Source organism: Streptomyces davaonensis JCM 4913 (assembly GCF_000349325.1).
GTDB classification, from domain to species: Bacteria; Actinomycetota; Actinomycetes; order Streptomycetales; family Streptomycetaceae; genus Streptomyces; species Streptomyces davaonensis.
Genome location: NC_020504.1, coordinates 8866610 through 8888616, shown reverse-complemented (window position 1 = coordinate 8888616; position 22007 = coordinate 8866610). Strand labels below are relative to the sequence as shown.

Below are 22007 nucleotides of genomic sequence, written 5' to 3'. Positions count from 1 at the left end.
CCCCCTCGATAAAAATTCCATATTTCTCCGAATATCCGCGGAACATCTCTGTGGGAAACCGGACTCGAAGCCGAAAGGACCACAGGGTCCGGGAACGGAGGAACGGATGGACGTCCGGTCGGTACTGCGCGCGGTCCCCGGGGAAGCCGGGCTGCTGGGCACGCCGGCGGTTCGCGTCGCCGTGCTCGACGGTCCCGTCGACTTCGCGCATCCGTGTTTCGCGGGAGCGGATCTCACGCGCCTGCCCACGCTGGTGCCGGATGCCGCCGGTGCCGGGCTGATGTCCTTGCACGGCACGCATGTGGCGAGCCTTCTGTTCGGACAACCCGGGTCCCCGGTGGCGGGCCTTGTCCCGCGGTGCCGCGGTTTCGTCGTCCCCGTGTTCCGGGAGTCCCCGGACGGAGGTGTGTCCCGCGTGCCGCAGCTCGACCTCGCCCGCGCGGTGGAGCAGGCGGTGGAGGCGGGCGCCCATGTGATCAACATCAGCGGCGGCGAGCGCAGTGCGGACGGCAGGGCCGAGGCCATGCTGGAGCGGGCGCTGCGACGGTGCGCGGAGAAAGGAGTGCTCGTGGTCGCGGCGGTCGGCAACGACGGCTGCGACTGCCTCCAGGCTCCGGCCGCCACGCCTTCTGTGCTCGCCGTCGGAGCGACGGACGCCACCGGTGCGCCCCTGGACATCAACAACTGGGGCCCCGCCTACCGGTCGAACGGCGTCCTCGCTCCCGGCCGGGACATCGAGGGCGCGGCCCCCGGCGGCGGACTGGCCTCGCTGACCGGCAGCAGTTTCGCCACGCCGGCGGTGACCGGGGTCGCGGCACTGCTGGTCGCCCAGCAGATCGCCGAGGGCCGTGAACCGGACCCGCTCGCCGCGGGCCGGGCGATCCTCGCCTCCGCGAGCCGCGCCCCGTGTGCCCCGGACGACGCACCCCGGTGCCGTCGCCTCCTCGGCGGCCATCTCGCCGCCGCGCGGGCTTTCGACCTGATCAGGGAGGGGGGCTCGGTCGTCCCCGACGGAGTCCGGGGCGAGCCGGTGAGTCTCATCGGCGGCCCACCCCCGACGACGCACGCCGAACCGAAAGGAAGAGCCATCGCCATGGACACGAACGCCGTACACGCGCACACCGGGGAGGCGACCGAGGGCCTGTCCGCGGCCGCGGCCCCGCCGCCCGCCACACCGGACACAGCCCCCGCCCCGCCACCCCAGCCCCCGGCTCTCCCGCCCCTCCCCCAAACGGCTCCGGCCACCGCCCAGGCCCCGGCCGCCGTGCCCGAACCGGTGCCACAGGCCCCCCAGCAGGTCGCACCCCCGGTCTTTCAGCAGGCGGCGCCGCAGGCCGGAGTGCAGCCCGCCGCACAGCCGACGGCACCGCCCGTTCCCCAGGCCGACGTCCCGCACGCACCGCCGGCGGCCCAACCGGCGCCGGTCCCGGTCGAACAGGGCGTACGTCCCTCCTGTCCCGACTGCGGAGGCACCTGCGGAGGAAACGCGAGTGGCGGCACCTCGGCAAGCATGGGCGCGGTCGCGAACAGCAACGGGCGCCAGTTCGTCTTCGCGATCGGCACGATCGGCTTCGACTACCGGACCGAGGCCCGGCGGGACAGCTTCCGGCAGCAGATGCCGGAGGTATTCATCCCCGCCACCGCGGAGCACCCGGAGCAAGAGGCCGCGCCGAACGTCTACGACCCCCGGCAGCTCCACGACTACCTGGCGAAGAACCCCTGGGCGTGCGACAAGGTCACCTGGACGCTGAACATGGACTCCACGCCCATCTACGCGCTGGAGGCGGAGACGCCTGTGGGGATGGACTGGACCCAGGCGATCATCACGGACCGCAAGGCACCGCCCGACACGGTGCGCAGCGCCGCCGACAAGGCCGTGAGCGAACAGGGTGACCGGCTGGCGAGCATTCTCGAAACGCTGTCGTATCCTCCGGTGTCCACCGTCTACCGGACGTTCCGGGACGCCATAGTCGGCCAGATCGAGGACCGGCAGAGTCCCGGGTATGTCTCGCGGGTGTCGGTCCCAGGGGTGCTGACCGACCGGACGGTGCGTCTGTTCTCCGGCCAGGTCGTGCCGGTGGTCGAAGTGAAGAGCCGCGGCCTCTACACCTGGAACGAACACATCTTCGTCGAGGCGGTCATGGCCCAGCTGAAGAAGGACTTCGATCGCCGCAAGGTGAGCGTCGACGGCGCACAGCAGGCTGATCCGGCGAAGACCATCCGCGCCTTCCTGGACAAGGTCTACTGGCAGTTCCGCAACCTCGGGCAGACCTCGGCGGACCGGGCGATGAACTACGCCGGCACCAACGCCTTCGATGTCAGCAGGGAAATGGCCGAAGGCATGCTGGCGGCCAATCAGGTTCCCGGCGCCAACGCCGAGCACCTCTACTCCCTGGACACCATCACGGTCTCCAAGAGTCCGTTCTGCCGTCCGGGTTCCGACTGCCAGGACGTCGTCATCACCTTCTTCGACCCCGAGAACGACCGCAGGGCGAATCTCTCGTTCCTGTTCACCTACGACGTCAGCGACGAGCTCCCGGTGAGCCTCGCGCCCGTCCACAAGTTCATCGGCGGTTTCTGACCACCGGACTCACCCTCACAAGGGAGACGTCATGCATGAGACATCACCTCGCCCCGAGCCCGCCGTTCCCGTTCAGGCTCCGGCGGTGCGCCGCGACCAGTGGCAGGCGCCGGCCGACGGTGCCACGGACCGCGGTGCTGAAGCGGCCAGGTCCATGTGCGCGGGCATGACCGGTTCCGCCCGCGACATGTGCCGGTCCATGGGCGGCTAGCGCGCAAGACGACCGGCGGCAACCGCTCGCCGGCCCACCCGACAGGTGAGAGGAGACGACGATGAACGACACCTTCGCCCGCGAGGAGAGGCCCACGCGGCCTGTGGCGCTTCAGACGCCGTTCCAGACGCCCGCGATCGACCGCACCCCCACCATCACCAGGGGTGTCGACGGCAGCGATTCGAACGGCGTCGAGGCCGACTTCGACTTCGGCGGCCTCCTGAAGACGGTGGCGAACGTACTGCTCTGAGGCCTTCTGAAGGCCCCCCCACCGGTGAGCGGGGCGGCGCGCTCCGCTCACCGGCATCCGGACCGGAAAGGACACCATCATGACCCCGACCGACAAGTGGCGTGAGGGCCGCACCTCGCCGACCACCGCACTGCGGACGCCCTACCAGACTCCCGCGGTCGACCGGACCTCCGCCGGCTCCCTGGGCCGCGGCTCCGACGCCGACGGCGTCGAGCCCGATCTGGGCTGGTCCGACATCCCGTGGCACGCCATCGGCAAGGCCGCGCGAGGTGCCCTGGACGCCGTGCTCTAGGACCGGGCTTTCCGTCAGAACCCCACTGAGAGGACATCGCCATGAACGACGAGTTCACACCGCGGCGTCCCGGCCACGGGCCGGTCGTCCCACTCCGGACGCCCTACCAGGCGCCCGCGATCGACCGGAACACAGCCGACCTCCACGGACAGCGGGACGGCGCCGACGGCGTCGAGCCCAATCTGCCCATCCTGCCTCTGCTCGGCCTGGCCGGCTCGGCGATCGGCTCCCTGTTCGACTGAGTGCCGTGGACCGGCGGCGCGGCCTCAGGCCCACCGCCGGTACGGCGGCTGAAAGGACATCAGGATGAACGCGGAGCCCAGCAAGAGGAAGTCGTCCGCACGACGCGGTGCGGCATCCCGCGGCGCCGCCCGAAGCAGGACTCGCGCCGAGCACGGCGGCGGCCCGGATCGCGCGGAGAGCGACACGGCCGGTGTCGCGGGCATACGCCTCGACCTCCCCATCATGGGGCCGACCGTTGAGCGCCGATGGGACCTGTACGAGCCCTATCTGGTGGTCGTGGGGACTTACGACCCCGTTGACCAACCCGAAGGTGTCATAGGGCATTACATGGATTCCCAGTTCGCGTCCGGTCACGTCGTCGCCGACCCCGCTCCCTCGGCCGACCGCGACGCACGCGGCTGGAGCTGCCCACCCGGCGGCCACTGCGTCTGGGGCGGCATCGTCTAGACGGCCGAGAGATCCAGCCCGGCAGGCACGGCCCCGGAGACCCCGGACCCGTGCCTGCCGCTCCCACTCGTGAGCCCACGGAGGAGGGAAGCCATGCCCACGGTAGACATGCCCGCAGGAGAGATGTCCCACGAGGAGCAGCGCCGTCAAGTCGCCGACGCGGCCCGGCGTTACCGCGAGTCGGCAAAGGCGCGGGAGCAGGTCGAGGCGCGGGCGGCGCAGGGCGTGCCGTTCCCCGACACCCCGCAGGAGCTGGCCGCACGGGCCGAGCGGATCCTCAGCCGGGGCGGTGTGCCGACGACGGCCGTCGTCGACCGGATCCACGCCGAACCACTGGACCTCCCGCAGACCCATGAACGGATCATCGGCCTGTCCAACGACCTCCAGGCGGCGAACTTCCTGCCCCGAGGCGCCCGCGCCGCCCGCACGGTCGCCCGCATCAGCCTGCGCCGAGACGGACGCGAACTGCCCCTGGGAACAGGCTTCCTCGTCTCTCCACGGCTCCTGATGACCAATCACCACGTGCTGCCGGACGCGGACTTCGCCGCGACCTGCTTCGCGGAGTTCGACGCGCAGATCGGCATCGACAACTCCCCCGACGACATCGTCCGGTTCGAGTTCGCCCCGGCCGAACTCTTCCTCGCCCACGAGCCGCTGGACTTCGCCCTGGTGGCTCTCGCCCCGGCCGACGACGCCGTACCACCCGGCGAGATCTTCGGCTGGAACCGGCTCAGCGTCCGCACCGGCAAGCTGGTCCTCGGTGAGCTGGTGAACGTCATCGGCCACCCCAGCGGCAGGCTGAAGGAGATCGCCCTGCGCGACAACAAACTGGTCACGCGGCTGGACGACTTCCTCCACTACCGGACGGACACCGAGCCGGGCAATTCGGGCTCCCCGGTCTTCAACGACCAGTGGGAGGTGGTCGCCCTCCATCACCTGGGCGTCCCGGAGACGGACGCGAGCGGCCGGCCGCTGCGCAAGGACGGCACGGCATGGCAGCAGGGCGACGGCGAGGACACGCTCTCCTGGGTGGCCAACGAGGGCGTACGCGTCAGCTCCGTCCTGCGCCACCTGGCGTCCTTGCGGCCGACGCCCGCGCAACGCGCCCTACTGACAGCAATGGGGCCCGAGTCGGGGCTCGGCGGTCCCCCGCCCCACGAGGCGGCTGCAACCGTGGGCGACCTCCAGCCCGCCGGACTCGCCGTGGCCGAGCGCACGGCGGCGACCGGCCTGCGCGCCCGCGGCGGCGCCTTCGGCGGCGAGCGTCACCTGGTGTTCCTGCACGGCAGAAGCCAACAGGGCAAGAACCCCGAGGCCCTCCGCCGCGAATGGGCCGCCGGCCTCAACAAGGGCCTCACCCATGCCGGCCTTCCCACCCTCGACCCGGCCGACGCCTGGTTCCCGTACTACGGCGACCAGTTGGCAAACTTGATCGGCGGGGAGGAGTCCGTCGCGGGCACGCCACCTGCCGAAGGCACCGAGGTGTACGAGCAGTTGCTCCTGGAGGCGGCGACCAGGTCCGGCATGCCGGACGACGGCCCCTCGGCAGAAGAGGGTCTCGACTCCGCGGTCCGCAAGCTGCGCCGCGCCCTCGGCTGGGTGGCCGCCCGGTCGGATCTCGACGAGTGGACCATTGACACCGTCTTCCGGGACGTCGCGAAGTACCTGAGCGAGCCGCGCGTCCGGGACGGGGTGCTGGACACCGTGGCCGCGACCCTGCCGGACCGCGGCGAACTCGTCTTCGTGACCCACAGTCTGGGCACCGTCGTCGGCATGGACCTGCTCAGCCGGCTGCCGTCCGGGATCGAGCGGGTCGCACTGGTCACCGTGGGCAGCCCGCTGGGCATGGACGCGGTCAACCGAGGACTCCTCGCGGGCGGACCGCACCGGCCGAAGGACGTCCACAGCTGGGTGAACGCCTGGTGCCCGGCGGACGCGGTCGCCATCGGCTGCCCCCTGCGCGACCGCCGCTGGGGCGGCATCGACCAGCCGGAGGTCGTCAACGGCAAGGACCGGGCGCACAACATCGCCGAGTACCTCGGCCACGCCACGGTGGCGGGACCCATCGGCCGCGCCCTCCACTGACCGACGGCAGTCACCCGCCGGAGCGCAACGCCTCCCCGATGACGGCGATCCCCTCGTCGATCTCATGGGCGGCACTCGCCGCATAGCCGAGGACAAGTCCGGGCGGGCCGGGGCTGATCCGGTGCCAGGACAGGGGGTGGACCTTCACTCCGCGGGCGAGCGCGGCCGCGGCGACGTCGGTGTCGAGAAGGCCGCCTCGCACGTCGTCGAAGGTGACCGTCAAGTGCAGTCCGGCGGCGGCCCCATGGACCCGAGCACCGGGCAGCTGCGTCCCGATGGCGCGCAGCATCACATCCCGGCGCCGGCGGTGGCGCTGCCGTACATGGCGCAAATGCCGTTCCAACTCGCCCGATTCCATGAGATGGGCGAGGACCAGCTGGGTGAGGATGCCGTTGCCGAGGTCGGCGTACCGTTTGGCGGTCACCAGGGCGTCCCGCCGGCCCGACGGTACGAGGAGCCAGCCCACCCGCAGGGCGGGGGCGAGGAGTTTGGAGACGCTGCCCGCGTAGCAGACGCCCTCGGGCAGCAGGGAGCGCAGGGCGGGCACCGGTGGACGGTCGTAGCGGTGCTCGGCGTCGTAGTCGTCCTCGATGACCACCCCGCCCTCGGCCGCCCAGCTCAGCAGTTCACGACGGCGCTCCCCGTCGAGGACGACCCCGGTGGGGAATTGATGCGCCGGAGTCAGCAACACCGCACGCGCGCCGCATGCCCGCAGCGCACCGACGTCGAGTCCTCCCTCGTCCACGGGGACGGGGACGATCGTGTGGCCGCCGTACTCCAACTGCTGGCGCGCGCCGAGGGATCCGGGATCCTCTACGGCGATACGGCGGATCCCGTCCCGTCGCAGCAGCCGCCCGAGCAGGCCCAGGCCCTGCGCGACCCCCGCGACCACGACCACCTCGTCCGGGTCGGTCCGGATACCGCGGTTGCGGGCCAGCCAGCCGACGACGGCCCGGCGCAGTGCGAGGGCGCCCCGGGGGTCGCCGTATCCGAAATCGGCAGGGGTGAGGCCCGCGAGGACGGCGCGTTCGGCGCGCAGCCAGGCGGTACGGGGGAAGGCGGCGAGGTCGGGAACCCCGGGCGAGAGGTCGATACGGCAGGGCAGTGCGCGCAGTACGTCGACGACGCCCTCCCCCGGAGCCGAGCCGAAGAGCGCCGGGCCCGCCTCGGCCGCGCCGCCGTCGCGGTGATCCGGCGCGGCGGGAGCGGCCACCACCACGGTGCCGCGTCTGCCGCGACCGGCGATCTGGCCGGACTCGGCGAGCCGCCGGTAGGCCTCGGTCACCACGCCCCGGGTGACGCGCAGCTCGTCGGCGAGCACGCGGCTGGCGGGGAGCCGTGCCCCGACGGGCAGCCGGCCGTCGGCGATGGCCGACCGCAGCCGTTCGGCGAGCCAGGCGGTACGCCCACCGGGCGGGGCCTCGCCGATGTCCAGCTGGAGGAAGTCCGACCCGACGGCCGCGGTCTCCTCCCCCGGGTGCGGGTTTTTGGACCCCTTAACGGGGCGCTCTGTGGACCTGCCCATGACGTCCATTGTGCGGCCAGGGTGGACGGTATGGACACACCTTCCGCTTCGCTCGCCCCGCTCGTCCCCGGCATGATCGGCATGGTGCTGGTGGGCAGCAGCGTCACCGTCTCGCACGCACTCGTCGATGCCCCGCTGTTCTCCACGCAGGCCGTCCGCTACCTGGCCGCGACCGCGATCCTGCTGGTCATGGCCCGGCTCGCGGGTGTTCGTCCGGTACGGCCGCGCGGCCGGGAGTGGCTGTGGCTGGCCGGGATCGCGGTCACCGGTCTGGTGCTGTTCAACGTCGCCGTGGTGCGGGGCGTCGCCCATGCCGAACCCGCGGTGATCGCCGTCGCGGTGGCGTGCGTACCGCTGGTGCTGGGGGTGGTGGGGCCCCTGCTGGAGCGGCGCAGCCCCAGCCGCCAGGTGCTGCTGGCGGCGCCGGTCGTCATGGTGGGCGCGGTGCTGGTGCAGGGGACCGGCCGGACCGATGCCGTGGGGGTGGCCTGGGCAGCACTCGCCCTGGCGTGCGAGGCCGGGTTCACCTTGCTCGCGGTACCGGTGCTCCGGCGTCACGGCCCCTGGGGAGTCTCCCTGCACACGACCTGGCTGGGCTGTGTGCTGCTGGCCGTCCTCGGTGTGACGCTGGAAGGGCCATCGGCCGTGCGGGAGGTGTCCGCGTCGCAGTGGGCGGCCGCCGCCTATCTGGCGCTGATGGTGACGGCCGTCGCCTTCGTCCTGTGGTACTCGACCGTGCGTTCCGCGGGGGCCGGACGGGCCGGACTGCTCACCGGTATCGCTCCGCTCGCCGCGGCCGCGGTGGGCGCGGTGTCGGGCTCCGGCCTCCCAGGGGCGTGGGTCTGGCTGGGCATCGCCGTGGTGATCGTCGGCCTGGTCGCGGGCCTGCGCCCACCGAGCGCTCCCGCCGCCACTCGCCTGGTCGCCGAGGCACCGCCACGCACCCAGGCATGGGGGCCGCGCACATAGCCGCACCTCGGACGGTGTGGCCCCACAAGACAAGAGGCCCCGAGCCGGATGCTCGTGGCCTCTGTCGGCGAGGGGTCAGCCGAAGTCGGGGATCGGGTGCTCCGGTGCCAGCGCGGCGGCGATGCGCTGGGCGATCGTATGCGCCGTGTGACCGTCCTCCGCGTCGGGCCCCTGCGTGGTGGAGACCGCGATCGACAGGCGCTCGGAAGGGAGGTAGGCCATGGAGGCGGAGTAGCCGAAGAAGAGCGGGTGCTGGGCGATCCAGTCGCCCAGGACGAGCACGCCCATCCCGTAGTGGGTGTCCTCGGTCTGGGCGATGCAGACCGTGGCCGGGCACTTGGCGGTCGCGTGGCCGAGGCCCACCGTCCCCGGGTTCAGCAACTCCGCGTAGGAGGACGGGGAGATCAGCTCGCCCGAGCCGATCCCGGCAGCCGAGCGGGCCAGGTCGCAGATGTCGGTGGTCTGCACCGCGCCGGGCGCCGTGGTCCACGACGGGTTCCAGAAGGTGGTCTCCTCGTACGTCCCGCGGTCGGCGGTGAAGGCGTGCAGGACCGGCGTCGGGATGTCCGGCGTGAAACTGTTGCGCGTCTCGCGCAGTCCGAGCGGGCCCATGATCTCGCGCTGGAGCAGGACGTCCAGCCTGGTCCGGGTGATCTTCTCCAGGGCCGCGCCGAGCAGGACGAAGTTGGCGTGGGAGTAGCTCCAGTTGGTACCCGGTTCGTACCACCGCTCCTGGCGGGTCGAGATGGACACGAGTTCCTTGGCGGTCCACTGACGGAACGGGTTCGCGGCGATGTCCGCGGGGAAGCCGGGGGTGGAGACGTAGTCACGCAGCCCGGTGGTGGAGGCGGCCAGCATCCGCAGGGTGATCCTGTCGCCGTCCTTCAGGCCGGGCAGCCAGCGTCCGACGGGGTCGTCCAGGTCCACCCTGCCCTGGTCGACCAGGCGCAGTAGTGCCGTGCCCATGTAGCTGATGGCGATGTTGCCGTTCCGGAAGTGCATGGCGGGTTCGGCCGGTACCCCGGTCATCGACTCGCCGAGCGCGGTGGTGACGACGTCGTGCCCGTCGACGCTGACCCGCAGGATCACGGACTTCAGGTCCATGTCCGCCTTGGCGCGCTGGGCGATCCGCAGGACATCGCGTGCCGGGCCGTGGTCGGGCAGCCGGGAAGCGGCACAGGGCCGGCCGTGGCGGCCGCCGTCGCCCGTCGCGCTGCCCACGGCCGTGACCGGGGTGCCGAGGGCGAGGAGGGCGGTGAGTGAGGTGACCACGACAAGGCGCGACGGTGCGAGGATACGGGCTCGTCTCATGGCCGGAGTATTCGCCGGGACCGTCCGCGCGGCGGAACGGGCGCCGTCGACTCGCGCGAAGATCACCCGTCAGGCCTTTTGCATCGGCCCTGTGCCGGTACGTCAGAACAGCATCGGTCCGCTGCCGATACGTCAGGCCAGCACGTCGTCCAGCCAGTCGAACACCCGTTGGCTGTACCGCGACCGGTTCCAGCCCTCGCAGTGCCCCGGCGTGCCGTCCTCGGCGGAGAACCGCACGAGGGTCTTGGGGCAGTCCAGCGCCCGGTACAGCGTCTCGGCCCGGGCGGCGCCCGGCTCGTCGGCGTTGAGGGCGACCAGGGTGGGGCAGGAGATGTTCGCCGCGACGTCGGAGAGGCGATAGCGGTCCATCTCCAGCACGTACTCACCGAGGCTCTTCAGCCCGTGCACCCACAGCCCGCGCTGAACCAACCGCCAGTGCAGTTCCGGGGATTGGGCCAGCGGCGCGAGGTGGGGATCCAGCTCCGAGGGCGCCGCGTCCGGGAGACGGTCCTTCAGATCCTGGGGCAGCGGCAGCATCCGACGCAGGTTCTCCATCTGGTCCCACTGTCCCGGATCGGCGACCAGCGCGGCCACGCGCGGGTCCCCGCTCACCCCGCGCGGGGCGAGGAAGCCGCCGAAGCTCCAGCCGATCACCGCCAGCCGATCGCGGTCGACGCCGGGCAGCGTCACCGCGTGGTCGATCACCGGACGCAGGACGTTCTCCCAGTCCGGACGCATCGTCAGGCCCTGCCCGACCAGGGCCAGTCCCTGCCCAGGGCCGTCCACCAGCAGACAGTGGTAGCCACGCCGCGTCGCCGGGCGGGCATGGGCCCAGTACATCTCGTGCACATTGGAGTCGTAGCCGTTGACCGCGACGACGGTCGGCCGAGGCCCCCGCTCGGCCTCCGGTCCCCGCGCGGGGCACAGATAGCCGTCCAGGTACGTCCCCTCGTAGGGCACCCTGACCGGCTGGAGCGGCGGATCGCACAGCTCGGCGAAGCGGGCGAAGCACTCCCGCTCCCGCTTCGCCGCCTCGGTGAGCCTGGGGTCCACGGGCACGCCGTACAGCGGGTAGTAGGCGACGCGGAAATACGTGGAGGCCCTCAGGAACGCCTCACGGGCGCTGACCGGGTGGCCGGACTCGGCGCTCTCCTCCGCCCAGCCGCGCACCGTCGCCGCGGTCGACGTCCACTGCTCGAACCAGCTGTCGGCGTCGCCCTCGGTGATCCGCCGGGCGGTCAGCGCGCACTCGCCCCACTCCGCGCCGCCGCCGGTCATCGTCATCAGGGCGCGCTCGGCGAACATCTGGAACAGCGCGTCGTCGAACAGCCGCATGAGGGCCTCCGGAGTGTTTCGGGCGGGGGCTTGTCTACCGCGGCGGAATCGGGCGGTCGTACACGTTGTCCGGCGTGACGATCTGGGTGATCGCGCGGGCGACCAGGGAGGACGGCTCCTGGCCCTGGTAGGTGATGTCCGTGTTGAGCATCAGCACCAGGGTCGCCTTCTTCGAGGGCAGGTAGACGGTCACGGTCTCGTAGCCGGGGATGGAGCCGTTGTGGCCGATCCAGCCGCCGCTCTCGAAGATGCCCAGGCCGTAGCTGGTGCCGGGGAAGCCGGTCGGCAGCATCTTCAGTCGCTGGGCCTGGGTCTGCGGGCTCAGCAGCGTGCCGGTGGCGACGATCTTCGCCCAGCGTCGCAGATCCTCCAGGTCGGAGATCATGGCTCCGGCCGCCCAGGCCCAACTGGGGTTCCAGTGCGTGGCGTCGGTGACCTCGCCGCTCAGCGTCTGGTTGGTGTAGCCCTGCGGATGGGGCCGGGGGATGTCGGAGTTGTCCGGGAACAGGGTGTGGCGCAGGTGCGCCGGGCGGAGCACCCGCTTGTCGATGACGTCGGCGAGCCGCTGCCCGGTGACCTTCTCGATGACGAGGCCGAGCAGGACGAGGTTGCTGTTGTTGTACTCGAACTGCTTGCCCGGGGCGAAGGTGTTCTTGTGCTTGAAGCCGTAGGCCAGCAGCTGCCTGGGGGTGAACGTGCGGCTCGGGTCGCTGAGCAGGTCGTGCACGAAGTCGGGGTCGGAGCTGTAGGGGAACAGGCCGCTGCGCATCTCGGCAAGGTGCCGCAGGGTGATCTTGCGGCCGTTCGGCACGCCCTTGACGTACTTCGAGATCGGGTCGTCCAGGCCGATCCGGCGGTCGTCGACGAGCTTGAGCAGCGCGGTGACGGTGAAGGTCTTGGTCTCGCTGCCGATCCGCACGAACATGTCGCTGGTCATCGGTCGGCCGGTCGCGGTGTCGGCGACGCCGGTCGCGCGGACGTAGCGTCCCTTGCCCGGCATCCAGAGCCCGACGACGAGACCGGGGATGTCGGCCTGCCGGCGGACGTCCTCAACGGCCTTGTCCAGCTTGGCGGTCAGCTCGCGCCCCAGTCCGTGCGTGGGGCAGTCGTCCGTGTCGTGCCGGTCGACGCTCGCGGTGACGGCCGCGGCGGGTGGCACCGCCAGCGGGGTGAGCACGGACGCCACGAGCAGGGCCGCAGCCCACAGGCGGCGGGAGGGAGTTCGGCGCACGGGGCACCTCTTCCGGATCAGGTGGTGAGTGAGGGGAACAATCCCTATTCGGGTACCTGGCGCAGGACCCGCTCCAGCCCCTGGTCAGGCGAGTCCACTCGATCGGAGCCACACGGGGGCCGCTGGAGCGGCCGTGGCGGGCTCGGCGGACGATCGCTTCGGGCGGGCACCCGCTACGCCCCCGATGGCAGCGCCCTGGCGGCGGCTCTAGCGTCGGATCATGGACTCGACGCACCCCGGTCACGGCCGGTACGGGCAGGACCTGTTCGACGCCGGGCACCCGGGCGAGGCGGAGCGGATCGACGACGCCGCGCTGGTCTACGACCCCGTCACCACCCACCGGCTCCGGGCGCTGGGAGCCGGGCCGGGCCTGCGCTGCCTGGAGGTGGGGGCCGGGACAGGGACCGTGGCGCGCTGGCTGCTGCGCGAGGCGGACGTCGCGGAGGTGGTCGCCGTGGACCGGGACACCGGCGCGCTGGCGGCCGAGCCCCGTCTACGGGTGGTCACCGCGAACCTCACCGACGACACCCTGGACCTGGGCACCTTCGACCTGATCCACGCCCGGTTCGTACTGATGCACCTGCGCGAACGCCGCCACCTCGTCTCACGGCTGGTGAGCCTCCTGAACCCGGGCGGCCGAATCCTGCTCGGCGACGCCGCAGAGCTGCCCGACGCCCACGACACGTCCTCGTCCTCCGCCTACCGCCGGACCATGGACGCCATGTGGGAGGCGCTGCGCACGACGATCGGCACCGACATCACCGGCGTACCGGCCTACCCGCACTTCCTGCGCGAGGAGGGCCTGACGGACGTCGCCGCGGAACTGTACTGCCCGCCCCTGCTCCCCGGCGGCCCACTGGCCCGCTTCTGGTCCCAGACCTGGCAGCGCATGCGCCCCGAACTGACAGCGACCGGCCGGGTGGACGCGGCCACCGTCGACGAGGCCCTCGACTACCTCTCCTCGCCCCACCTGGCCGAACTCGGCCCGGGCCTGCTCATGGCCTGGGGTCGCCGCCGCTGAGACCCCCTGTGGTGGCGGCGCGTGCACTACGTGGACGCCGGGCGGTGGGCTCGGGGCGGAAGGGCGGCGCGGATCGTGGTGACGACAGCCGCGATCGCCAGCAGCAACAGCGGGATCCGGAACGCGGAGCCCAGGGCGTCTGCGTACAGCGGACCGTTCAGTGCCACGAGGGCGAAGCCGAGCCCGCCCGCGGCGACGAGCATGCGGCCGACCGGATTCCGGACGAAGACCAGGGCCATGCCGATCGCGAGCACCGGTGTGAAGACCGAGAAGAGCACCGTCATCAGCGTCTGCGCCGTGTACGTCGCCACACCCACGTCGACGGCCCGGCTCGCGGAGACGGGGATGGCGGCCGCTCCGAACAGGGTGAGCAGGGCGGGTGCGGCGGTCCCCGCCCGGACGACCGGCTCCGGCATCGCCTGCACGTCGCGGCACCATCGGGCCGTGGACGGGCGGCCGGCCGCGACTGCCGCCGTCGCCGCGGCCACGGCCATCACCGGGCCGACGACGTAGGCGATCAACGCGATGGTACGGGGCCCGTCCGCCACCAGGTACTGGAGGCTGGCGCTGAGCCCGTGCAGCGCAGTCGCGGCGCCCGCCACCGCGACCGTGCGACGGCCGGCCTGCCTACGGCGCAACAGCAGCCCCGCACCGATCCCGAGCGCGGCCGACTCCGGCACGCCCAGCAGCAGGTTCGCGACGAGCAGTCCGGTCGGCGCGCTGCTGTCCGAGATGTAGGTGGCGACCTGGGAGAGCAGATACACCAGGAGCGGCAGGCAGGTCAGCGTCGCGGCCATGGTGACGGTCGCGGTCAGGCGCGCGTCGAGGTCGGCCCCGCCCGGCCCCTGGGTCGTGGCGCCGACGGTCGGCAAGTCGGCCTGGTGCCGCTCGGTCAATGCGTTCACCGAGGCGATCGGCGCAGGACGGGGCAACTGCCGCAGGGCCGCTGCGAGTTCCGCCGCGCTGTCGTGCCGCCGGCCGGGCTCCTTCTCCAGGAGCCGCAGGACCAGCGCGTCCCAGTCGGCCGACACGCCTGGAGCGACGGAGCCGGGCGCGGGTGGGTCGTCGGTGAGGTGGGCGCTGAGATAGCCCATGGTGTCGGGAGCCTCGAAAGGCAGTCGGCCCGTGAGGAGTTCGAAGAGCACGCAGCCCAGGGCGTACAGGTCGCTGCGGGGTTCGGGGCGGCCTCGGGCCTGCTCGGGCGCCATGTAAGCCGGGGTGCCGACGATGAAGCCGGTCTGCGTCAGCCGGTCCGCGGTGGCGTACGGGTCTGCCGCCCGCGCGATGCCGAAGTCCAGGACCTTCACGTCGCCGGCGATGGTGACCATGATGTTCGAGGGCTTGATGTCCCGGTGCATGACCCCCGCTCCGTGTGCCTCGGCCAGCGCGTCGGCCACCTGCGAGCCCCACCGCGCCGTGTCTCCCGGGGTGACGTCGCCACGGCGCAGCAGAACGTCCAGACCCTCGCCGCGCAACAGTTCCATGACGAGAAAGGGCGTCGCCCGTCCCTCGACGACCGCTTCTCCGACATCGTGCAGGGTCACGATGCGGGGATGCTGAAGCCGGGCGGTGAGCCGCGCCTCGCGCAGGAAGCGGGCGCGGGCTTCGGTGGCATGGCTGCCACCGCCGGAGAGCAAGGAGATGAGCTTGACCGCGACGGGCCGGTCCAGCTTCACGTCCCGGGCCTCCCACACCGTCCCCATACCGCCTTCGCCGAGCGGCTCCACGAGCCGGTAACGGCCCCCCAACAGCTGGTCCCGCACCGCCACGCCTCCTCATCCCCCCGCGCCAGGATCGCCCCGGCCCGACCACCCTCCGGATCATCCCGCGCCTCTGCGCCACGCACAGGCAATCTGCGCAAACTCCACAACCTCAGCCCGGCTTTAATGGGCTCCGCTACAAGAAGCCCAACACCGTCGACCAAGCCGCTCCTCAAGCCCCTGAACCAGCGCTCCATGAACAGGCATGGTGGCCGCACGCATACCTCGCCACAGAACTATGTTGTCCCACCACATGTGAGCCTGACCTGCCGCTTCCTACGGTGTGCCGACACGCATACCCGTCCCCACAGCACACGAGGAAGTGGCGCTCATGGCCTCCGCAGCACCCGCTCCACCGACGCCGAACAACCTGAAGCGCATCGTCGCCGCCAGCCTCATCGGCACCACCATCGAGTGGTACGACTTCTTCCTCTACGGCTCCGCCGCGGCCCTCGTCTTCAACAAGCTGTTCTTCCCCGACTCCGACCCGCTCGTCGGCACCCTGCTGTCCTTCCTGACGTACGCCGTCGGATTCGCCGCCCGTCCGATCGGCGCCCTGGTCTTCGGGCACTACGGGGACCGGCTCGGGCGCAAGAAGCTGCTGGTGCTCAGCCTGCTGCTGATGGGCGGGGCCACCTTCGCGATCGGTCTGCTGCCGACGCACGCGACGATCGGCTCGGCCGCTCCCGTGCTGCTGACCGTGCTGCGGCTGGTGCAGGGCTTCGCGCTCGGTGGCGAGTGGGGCGGGGCCGTCCTGCTGGTCTCCGAGCACGGGGACGCGCGACGGCGCGGCTTCTGGGCCTCCTGGCCGCAGACCGGCGCGCCCGCGGGGCAGTTGCTCGCGACCGGTGTGCTCTCGCTGCTCACCGCCACCCTCTCGGACAGCGCCTTCACCAGCTGGGGCTGGCGCATCCCGTTCCTGCTCTCCGGTGTCCTGGTGATGGTCGGTTTGTGGATTCGTCTGTCTGTCGATGAATCGCCGGTCTTCAAGCAGGCGCTGGCCCAGGCGGAGGCCCGCAAGTCCGACAGCGCGGAGAAGCTGCCGCTCGTCTCGGTACTGCGCCACCACTGGCGCGACGTCCTCATCGCGATGGGCGCGCGGATGGCGGAGAACATCAGCTACTACGTCATCACCGCCTTCATCCTCGTCTACGCCACCACCGCCGCCGATGTCTCCAAGCAGACCGCGCTCAACGCCGTCCTCATCGCCTCGGCCGTGCACTTCGCGGTCATCCCGCTCTGGGGCGCCCTGTCCGACCGCATCGGACGCCGTCCCGTCTATCTGATCGGCGCGGCCGGAATCGGCGTGTGGATGTTCCCGTTCTTCGCCCTCATCGACACCGGCAGTTTCGGCAACCTGGTCCTCGCCGTGACGGTGGGTCTGGTGCTGCACGGCGCGATGTACGCGCCCCAGGCCGCCTTCTTCTCCGAGATGTTCGCGACCCGGATGCGCTACTCCGGTGCCTCGATCGGCGCCCAGTTCGCCTCGGTCGCGGCGGGCGCCCCGGCCCCGCTGATCGCCACGGCGCTGCTGGCCGACTACGACAGCTCCACCCCGATCGCCCTGTACGTGATCGCCGCGGTCGTCCTGACGCTGATCGCGGTCGGCGTGGCCAAGGAGACCCGCCACCGGGACCTGGCGGACATCGAGCCCTCCCCCGAGGACGCGCAGCCCGCCGCCGTCCGGACGGCGGACGCGCACACCCGCTGATCCCGTCCGGGAACCCGGCCCCCGTACGCCTCGCGCGTACGGGGGTCAGTGCGTGGCCGGCGCCGACAAGCGGTGCAGCCTCAGGGCCAGCTGGATCTCCAGCGCGCGGGCAGGGCTCTGCCAGTCGTCGCCCAGCAGGCGTCCGACGCGCTCCAGGCGCTGGGCGACGGTGTTCACATGGACGTGCAGGTCGTCCTTGGTGCGGGCGGGGCTCATGCCGCTGGAGAAGTAGGCGTCGAGGGTGCGCACCAGGTCGGTGCCGCGTCGTTCGTCGTAGGTGACGACCGGGCCGATGGTGCGCTCGACGAAGCCGGTGATGTCCCGTTCGCCGGCCAGCAGCAGTCCGACGAAGCCGAAGTCCTCGGCGGCGGCGCCGTCACCGCGGCGGCCGAGCAGGCGCAGGGCGTCCAGGCAGCGGCGGCCCTCCTCATAGGCGGCGGCCACGGCGTCGGGGTAGGTGGCGAGGTCCTCGACGGGGGCGGAGGCGCCCACGGTGACCGCTTCGTGGACGGCGGTGCCCAGCTGGTGGGCGGTGCGGCGGGCCAGCACGGTGGCAGAGTCGCCCCCTTCCAGGGGCAGCAGCAGGACCGTGCCGCCGTCCCGGGCGGCGGCCAGGCCGTGCCGGGTCGCGGCGAGGTGGGAGGCGGCGGACCACAGGCGGCGCCGGGCGGCGGCCTCCTCGTCGGCGCCGACGGTGGGCCCGTCGAGGCGGGCGGCGAGGACGACATGGGTGGCGTCGAGATCGGCGTCGAGCCGGGCCGCGCGCTCGCGCAGCAGCCGCGGGTCGCGGTCGCGGCCGTTCAGCAGGTCGTCCAGCAGCTCGCCGCGGACCCGCTGTTCGGCCTCGGCGGCCGAGCGCCGGGCGAGCAGCAGTAGCGAGGTGACCATCGCGGCGCGCTCCAGGGTGCGCTGGTCGACCGGGTCGAGCCCGGGATGGCCGCGCAGGACGAGCGCGCCCAGCAGTTCACCGCCCGCGGCCACGGCGGCGATCCAGTCGTCCTGGTGCCGTACGGCGTGCCCTTCCGCGCGGGAGGTCTCCAAGGCCGCGCCGGGGGCGGACTCGGTGAACTCGACGGTGCCGTCGAGGATCTCGGAGACGGCCGCTGCCACGTCGTGCACCCCGCCGCCGCGCAGCACCAGCTCGGCGAGCCGGTCATGGACGTCGGAGGCGCGCTCGATGACTCCGCTGCGGTCGCGGATGATCTCGTTGGCGCGCTCCAGGTCGGCGAGGGCCGAGCGGGTCTCGGTGAGCAGGTTGGCGGTGTCGATGGCGGCCGCGGCCAGGGCGGCGAAGGAGCCGAGCAGGGCGATCTGCTCCCGCTCGAAGACCCGGGCCCGCCGGTCCGCCGCGAAGAGCACGCCGATGACGTGGTGCCCCAGCATCAGCGGCACCCCGCAGATCGCGACCAGTCCTTCGTCGCGCACCCCGGAGTCGATGCTGGCGGTGTGCCGGAACCGCTCGTCCTGGAAGTAGTCGTCAGTGACATAGGGGCGGGCCGTCTGGGCGACGAGGCCGCCGAGCCCCTCGCCCATGCCGAGCCGGAGCTGCTGGAAGCGGGCGGCGACCGAGCCCTCGGTGACCCGCATGTAGGTGTCGCCGCGCCCCGGGTCGTTCAGGCTGAGGTAGGCGACATCGGTGCCGAGCAGCGAGCGGGCGCGCTGCACGATCGCCTGGAGCACGGCGTCCAGGTCCCTGAGGCCCGCCAGGTCGTGGGCCGTCTCGAAGAGCGCGGACAGCTCGGCCTCGCGCCTGCGCCGTCCCTCCAGCTCGGAGCGGACGCGCAGGGCGACGAGCTTGGCCGCTTCGAGCCCGGCGATCCGTTCGGCGGGCTGTCCTTCGGCGCGGGCGAGCAGCACCGGCTGCTCGTAGGCGTCGGCCGAGGCGCCTCGGGCCAGCAGTTCGAGGAACGGCGCCTCGGCGCCGCCGCCCGGCGCCGGGCCGGTGGAGCGCTCTGCGGACTGCACGTGATCGCGGGACATGCTCACAGGATTCCCCATCGCACGGTCGCCGGGTCGGCCCTGTGGACAACCCGAGAGCGACGACCGCTCAGTGCGCGGTCCAGCCGCCGTCCAGGACGAGCGACGTACCGGTGACGAAGGATGCCTGCGGACTGCACAGATAGGCAACGGCCTCGGCGACCTCGTCCGGTTCGATGAGCCGCTTGAGGGCCATGTCCTGGAGCATCACCTCGCTCAGGACGCGCTCCTCGGGGATGCCGTGCGCCCGGGCCTGGTCGGCGACCTGCTTCTCGACCAGCGGGGTGCGCACATAGGCCGGGCACACACAGTTCGAGGTGACGCCGTGGGGGGCACCTTCCAGGGCGGCGGTCTTGGAGAGGCCCTCCAGACCGTGCTTGGCGGAGACGTAGGCCGCCTTGTAGGCGGAGGCGCGCAGGCCGTGCACGGAGGACACGTTGACGATCCGGCCCCAGCCCTGCCCGTACATATGGGGCAGGGCACCTCGGATGAGCCGGAACGGCGCCTCCAGCATGACGGTGAGCACCGTGTGGAAGACGTCCGGCGGGAACTCCTCCAGGGGCCGCACCAGCTGTAGTCCGGCGTTGTTGACGAGGACGTCGGTGCCGGCCGCGGCCAGTTCGGCGGCGTCCAGGTCGGTGAGGTCGAGGGGGTGGGCCTCGATGGTGCCCGCGAGGCCCCGGCACTGCTCGGCGAGCGTCTCCAGGCCCTCGGCGTCCCGGTCGACCGCTCTGACCTTGGCCCCGGCGGCCGCGAGCCGCAACGCGCAGGCGCGTCCGATGCCACCGGCGGCGCCGGTGACAAGGGCGGTACGGCCGCCGAGATCGAGCGAGGGGGCGGGGGGTGCCGGGAGGGCCTTGGACGGGGTCATGCACCCGACCCTAGGCAGCGCCCCCGCCCCACCCCATGTGGTCAGAGCCCATACTTCAGTCGCTTGTCATGGGTTGGAACCATGTGGGTTCGTCCGACAGCGCCTGCTTGATCCGGAACAGCTGGTACTCGCTCAGCGGGGGCAGCGCGTCCACCTCGAACCAGCCGACCGCGATCGACTCGTCGTCGTTGACCCGGGCCTCACCGCCGACCGCCCGGCAGCGCAGGCACACGTCCATGAACTGGCAGATGTCGCCGTTGTCGAAGGTGACTTCCCGCCCCGACTTCACCAATACGATCCGCTCGGGCACGCAGTGCACGCCGGTCTCCTCGTACACCTCCCGCACGGCGCACTCCGCGGGCTGCTCGCCCGGGTCCGGGATACCGGAGATCACCGCCCACTTTTGGTTGTCGGCGCGCTGCCCGAGGAGCACTCTGCCCTCGTCGTCGAAGACGACGGCGCTCACGCCGGGCAGCCACAGGAGCTGGTTCCCGGCGGACGCCCGGATCGTGCGGATGAAGTCAGGAGTAGGCATGCCACCGACCCTAACGGGCCGGTGTGTCCTGCCTCTTGCGCGCTCCGGCGCCGATCGCCCATCCCAGCCCGCCCGCGGCGATGAGCACCAGGGTCATCTCCGGCAGGATGCCGAGCTTGGTGGCGGGCGTCTCGGAGGAGCGCAGCGGCACCTTCTGCACCAGCGAGTCGGCGACGAACATGCCGGTCTTCTGGGTGATCGTCCCGTCCGGCATGATGATCGCGCTGACACCGCTGGTCACCGGGACCGTGACGGTCCGGCTGTGCTCGACGGCGCGCACCCGCGACATGGCGAGCTGCTGGTAGGTCATCTCGCTGCGGTCGAAGGTGGCGTTGTTGCTCGGCACCGAGATCATCTGCGCGCCGTCGGTGACGGTGTCCCGCACGGCCCAGTCGAAGGCGGCCTCGTAGCAGGTGGCGAGGCCGACCTTGGTGCCGTCGATGTCGAACACGCCCGGCTTGCTGCCCCGGCTGAAGTCCTGGCGGACCATCGACGTCCACTCGGAGTTGATCGCCCCGATCATGGACCGCAGCGGCAGGTACTCGCCGAACGGCTGGATCTGCCGCTTGTCGTACGTCTGGAGCGGGCCCTTGGCCGGGTCCCACAGGATCTGCTCGTTGAGCAGCTTGCCGCCCCGCTCCACCACACCGCCGACGGAGATCGGCGCGCCGATGGCCTTGGCCGCGGTGTCGATGACCTCGCGGGCGTCGTCGTTGGCGAAGGGGTCGATGTCGGAGGAGTTCTCCGGCCAGAGCACGAAGTCGGGCCGGTCGACCTTGCCCGCCTTGACCTCGGCGGCGAGCCGCTCCGTTTCCCGCGCGTGGTAGTCGAGCACGGCCCGGCGCTGGGAGTTGAAGTCCAGCCCCGCGCGGGGCACGTTGCCCTGGATGACGGCCACGGTCACGGTGCCGTTCTCGGCCTTGTCACTGACCAGCGGCCGGGCGGCCAGCGCCCCGGCGACGGGCACCGCGACACTCAGCAGGGCCACGGCTGCGGCGGACCGCTGCACGGACCGGGTGCGCTGCCGCTCCACGGCGAGCCGGACCACCTCGTACAGGCCGAAGCCGCACAGGACCACCGCGAAGCCGAGCACCGGGGTGCCGCCCGTCGCGGCGAGCGGCAGGAAGACGCCGTCGGCCTGACCGAAGGCGATCTTGCCCCAGGGGAATCCGCTGAACGGCGCACGCGCGCGTGCCGCCTCCCCGGCGATCCACAGCGCGGCGGCCCAGACGGGCCAGCCCGGCAGCCGGGAGACCAGGGCGACGCCCGCGCCGACCAGTGCCACGAAGACCGCCTCGATGACCACGAGCGCGATCCACGGCCCGGGGCCCACCTCCACGCCGGTCCACACCAGCAGCGGCAGCAGGAAGCCCAGACCGAAGAGGTAACCGAGACCGAGACCCGCCTTCCAGCTGCGGCCGCGCAGCAGCCAGCCGAACCCGGCGAAGGCGGGCAGCGCGAGCCACCACAGGGTGCGCGGCGGGAAGCTGACGTAGAGCAGCACTCCGAAGAGCGCGGCTGCGAGAGCCGGCAGCAGGCGTTCGAGCCACACCCGGCGCGGGGCGGGCGCGAGCGGCTTCACCTGGTCCGACTCGTCCACGGAAGTTGCGGTGACGGTCACTCCCGGAGTGTACGGCGGGCGGCCGCGGCGC

At 71.9% G+C, this 22007-nt stretch carries 19 protein-coding genes; 10 read left to right on the top strand and 9 right to left on the bottom strand.

Annotated features, from left to right (window positions below; translation table 11 throughout):
* Nucleotides 1-106 precede the first annotated feature (106 nt).
* From BN159_RS46600 to BN159_RS39320, 7 genes are all read left to right on the top strand, one after another.
* Entirely contained in the window at nucleotides 107-2581 is a 2475-nt protein-coding gene (locus BN159_RS46600) for a cyanobactin maturation protease PatG family protein (RefSeq protein WP_015662646.1), read from the top strand.
* A 31-nt stretch (nucleotides 2582-2612) separates the two neighbouring features.
* Nucleotides 2613-2792 carry a hypothetical protein gene (locus BN159_RS45925; protein WP_015662645.1) on the top strand — a complete coding sequence of 60 codons (180 nt, stop codon included), beginning with the start codon at nucleotides 2613-2615 and terminating at the stop codon, nucleotides 2790-2792.
* Nucleotides 2793-2853: 61 nt separating this feature from the next.
* Nucleotides 2854-3042 carry a hypothetical protein gene (locus tag BN159_RS39340; protein ID WP_015662644.1) on the top strand — a complete coding sequence of 63 codons (189 nt, stop codon included), beginning with the start codon at nucleotides 2854-2856 and terminating at the stop codon, nucleotides 3040-3042.
* 79 nt (nucleotides 3043-3121) lie between these two features.
* The gene (locus BN159_RS39335) at nucleotides 3122-3334 is read left to right on the top strand and encodes a hypothetical protein (protein WP_015662643.1); all 213 of its coding nucleotides are present in this window, start codon (nucleotides 3122-3124) and stop codon (nucleotides 3332-3334) included.
* Nucleotides 3335-3375: 41 nt separating this feature from the next.
* Nucleotides 3376-3576 (top strand): hypothetical protein, encoded by a 201-nt coding sequence (locus BN159_RS39330; protein WP_015662642.1) that lies wholly within the window; start codon nucleotides 3376-3378, stop codon nucleotides 3574-3576.
* Between the two features lie 64 nt (nucleotides 3577-3640).
* Nucleotides 3641-4024 carry a hypothetical protein gene (locus BN159_RS39325; protein ID WP_015662641.1) on the top strand — a complete coding sequence of 128 codons (384 nt, stop codon included), beginning with the start codon at nucleotides 3641-3643 and terminating at the stop codon, nucleotides 4022-4024.
* Between the two features lie 93 nt (nucleotides 4025-4117).
* Nucleotides 4118-6109, top strand: a complete 1992-nt coding sequence (locus BN159_RS39320) for a S1 family peptidase (protein ID WP_015662640.1) — start codon at nucleotides 4118-4120, stop codon at nucleotides 6107-6109.
* A 10-nt stretch (nucleotides 6110-6119) separates the two neighbouring features.
* On the opposite strand, the gene pdxR is transcribed toward BN159_RS39320, so the two are convergent.
* Nucleotides 6120-7634, bottom strand: a complete 1515-nt coding sequence (pdxR, locus tag BN159_RS39315; protein ID WP_041822248.1) for a MocR-like pyridoxine biosynthesis transcription factor PdxR — start codon at nucleotides 7632-7634, stop codon at nucleotides 6120-6122.
* 30 nt (nucleotides 7635-7664) lie between these two features.
* On the opposite strand from pdxR, the gene BN159_RS39310 reads away from it, so the two are divergent.
* Complete coding sequence (locus tag BN159_RS39310; protein ID WP_015662638.1) at nucleotides 7665-8603, top strand: DMT family transporter; 939 nt, start codon at nucleotides 7665-7667, stop codon at nucleotides 8601-8603.
* Between the two features lie 75 nt (nucleotides 8604-8678).
* On the opposite strand, the gene BN159_RS39305 is transcribed toward BN159_RS39310, so the two are convergent.
* The 3 genes from BN159_RS39305 to BN159_RS39295 all read right to left on the bottom strand — a co-directional run bounded on the left by BN159_RS39305 (nucleotide 8679) and on the right by BN159_RS39295 (nucleotide 12480).
* Nucleotides 8679-9914, bottom strand: a complete 1236-nt coding sequence (locus BN159_RS39305; RefSeq protein ID WP_078598942.1) for a serine hydrolase domain-containing protein — start codon at nucleotides 9912-9914, stop codon at nucleotides 8679-8681.
* 132 nt (nucleotides 9915-10046) lie between these two features.
* Complete coding sequence (locus tag BN159_RS39300) at nucleotides 10047-11249, bottom strand: alpha/beta hydrolase family protein (protein ID WP_015662636.1); 1203 nt, start codon at nucleotides 11247-11249, stop codon at nucleotides 10047-10049.
* 34 nt (nucleotides 11250-11283) lie between these two features.
* The gene (locus BN159_RS39295) at nucleotides 11284-12480 is read right to left on the bottom strand and encodes a serine hydrolase domain-containing protein (RefSeq protein WP_015662635.1); all 1197 of its coding nucleotides are present in this window, start codon (nucleotides 12478-12480) and stop codon (nucleotides 11284-11286) included.
* A 220-nt stretch (nucleotides 12481-12700) separates the two neighbouring features.
* Here BN159_RS39295 and BN159_RS39290 point away from each other — a divergent pair, with 220 nt between their 5' ends.
* The gene (locus BN159_RS39290; protein ID WP_015662634.1) at nucleotides 12701-13501 is read left to right on the top strand and encodes a class I SAM-dependent methyltransferase; all 801 of its coding nucleotides are present in this window, start codon (nucleotides 12701-12703) and stop codon (nucleotides 13499-13501) included.
* 26 nt (nucleotides 13502-13527) lie between these two features.
* Here BN159_RS39290 and BN159_RS39285 read toward each other — a convergent pair whose 3' ends face one another.
* Nucleotides 13528-15264 carry a serine/threonine-protein kinase gene (locus BN159_RS39285; protein WP_015662633.1) on the bottom strand — a complete coding sequence of 579 codons (1737 nt, stop codon included), beginning with the start codon at nucleotides 15262-15264 and terminating at the stop codon, nucleotides 13528-13530.
* Between the two features lie 328 nt (nucleotides 15265-15592).
* Between BN159_RS39285 and BN159_RS39280 the strand changes: the two genes are divergently transcribed.
* Nucleotides 15593-16972, top strand: a complete 1380-nt coding sequence (locus tag BN159_RS39280; protein WP_015662632.1) for an MFS transporter — start codon at nucleotides 15593-15595, stop codon at nucleotides 16970-16972.
* A gap of 45 nt (nucleotides 16973-17017) precedes the next feature.
* Here BN159_RS39280 and BN159_RS39275 read toward each other — a convergent pair whose 3' ends face one another.
* The 4 genes from BN159_RS39275 to lnt form a co-directional block, all read right to left on the bottom strand.
* Nucleotides 17018-18952: a helix-turn-helix domain-containing protein gene (locus BN159_RS39275; protein WP_015662631.1), complete on the bottom strand. Its 1935-nt coding sequence runs from the start codon at nucleotides 18950-18952 to the stop codon at nucleotides 17018-17020.
* 67 nt (nucleotides 18953-19019) lie between these two features.
* Complete coding sequence (locus BN159_RS39270; protein WP_015662630.1) at nucleotides 19020-19820, bottom strand: 3-hydroxybutyrate dehydrogenase; 801 nt, start codon at nucleotides 19818-19820, stop codon at nucleotides 19020-19022.
* A gap of 55 nt (nucleotides 19821-19875) precedes the next feature.
* Nucleotides 19876-20355, bottom strand: coding sequence for an NUDIX hydrolase (locus BN159_RS39265; protein WP_015662629.1), 480 nt, complete (start codon nucleotides 20353-20355; stop codon nucleotides 19876-19878).
* A gap of 10 nt (nucleotides 20356-20365) precedes the next feature.
* The gene (gene lnt, locus BN159_RS39260) at nucleotides 20366-21976 is read right to left on the bottom strand and encodes an apolipoprotein N-acyltransferase (protein WP_041820469.1); all 1611 of its coding nucleotides are present in this window, start codon (nucleotides 21974-21976) and stop codon (nucleotides 20366-20368) included.
* Nucleotides 21977-22007 lie beyond the last annotated feature (31 nt).

What these genes read in the sequence shown, in the direction of transcription:
- BN159_RS39310 (WP_015662638.1), top strand. Translation starts at nt 7,665, where the DNA reads ATGGACACACCTTCCGCTTCGCTCGCCCCGCTCGTCCCCGGCATGATC.
- pdxR (WP_041822248.1), bottom strand. Translation starts at nt 7,634, where the DNA reads ATGGGCAGGTCCACAGAGCGCCCCGTTAAGGGGTCCAAAAACCCGCAC.
- BN159_RS39290 (WP_015662634.1), top strand. Translation starts at nt 12,701, where the DNA reads ATGGACTCGACGCACCCCGGTCACGGCCGGTACGGGCAGGACCTGTTC.
- BN159_RS39320 (WP_015662640.1), top strand. Translation starts at nt 4,118, where the DNA reads ATGCCCACGGTAGACATGCCCGCAGGAGAGATGTCCCACGAGGAGCAG.
- BN159_RS39270 (WP_015662630.1), bottom strand. Translation starts at nt 19,820, where the DNA reads ATGACCCCGTCCAAGGCCCTCCCGGCACCCCCCGCCCCCTCGCTCGAT.
- BN159_RS39340 (WP_015662644.1), top strand. Translation starts at nt 2,854, where the DNA reads ATGAACGACACCTTCGCCCGCGAGGAGAGGCCCACGCGGCCTGTGGCG.
- BN159_RS39330 (WP_015662642.1), top strand. Translation starts at nt 3,376, where the DNA reads ATGAACGACGAGTTCACACCGCGGCGTCCCGGCCACGGGCCGGTCGTC.
- BN159_RS39300 (WP_015662636.1), bottom strand. Translation starts at nt 11,249, where the DNA reads ATGCGGCTGTTCGACGACGCGCTGTTCCAGATGTTCGCCGAGCGCGCC.
- BN159_RS39265 (WP_015662629.1), bottom strand. Translation starts at nt 20,355, where the DNA reads ATGCCTACTCCTGACTTCATCCGCACGATCCGGGCGTCCGCCGGGAAC.
- BN159_RS45925 (WP_015662645.1), top strand. Translation starts at nt 2,613, where the DNA reads ATGCATGAGACATCACCTCGCCCCGAGCCCGCCGTTCCCGTTCAGGCT.
- BN159_RS39335 (WP_015662643.1), top strand. Translation starts at nt 3,122, where the DNA reads ATGACCCCGACCGACAAGTGGCGTGAGGGCCGCACCTCGCCGACCACC.
- BN159_RS39275 (WP_015662631.1), bottom strand. Translation starts at nt 18,952, where the DNA reads ATGTCCCGCGATCACGTGCAGTCCGCAGAGCGCTCCACCGGCCCGGCG.
- BN159_RS39305 (WP_078598942.1), bottom strand. Translation starts at nt 9,914, where the DNA reads ATGAGACGAGCCCGTATCCTCGCACCGTCGCGCCTTGTCGTGGTCACC.
- BN159_RS39325 (WP_015662641.1), top strand. Translation starts at nt 3,641, where the DNA reads ATGAACGCGGAGCCCAGCAAGAGGAAGTCGTCCGCACGACGCGGTGCG.
- BN159_RS46600 (WP_015662646.1), top strand. Translation starts at nt 107, where the DNA reads ATGGACGTCCGGTCGGTACTGCGCGCGGTCCCCGGGGAAGCCGGGCTG.
- BN159_RS39280 (WP_015662632.1), top strand. Translation starts at nt 15,593, where the DNA reads ATGGCCTCCGCAGCACCCGCTCCACCGACGCCGAACAACCTGAAGCGC.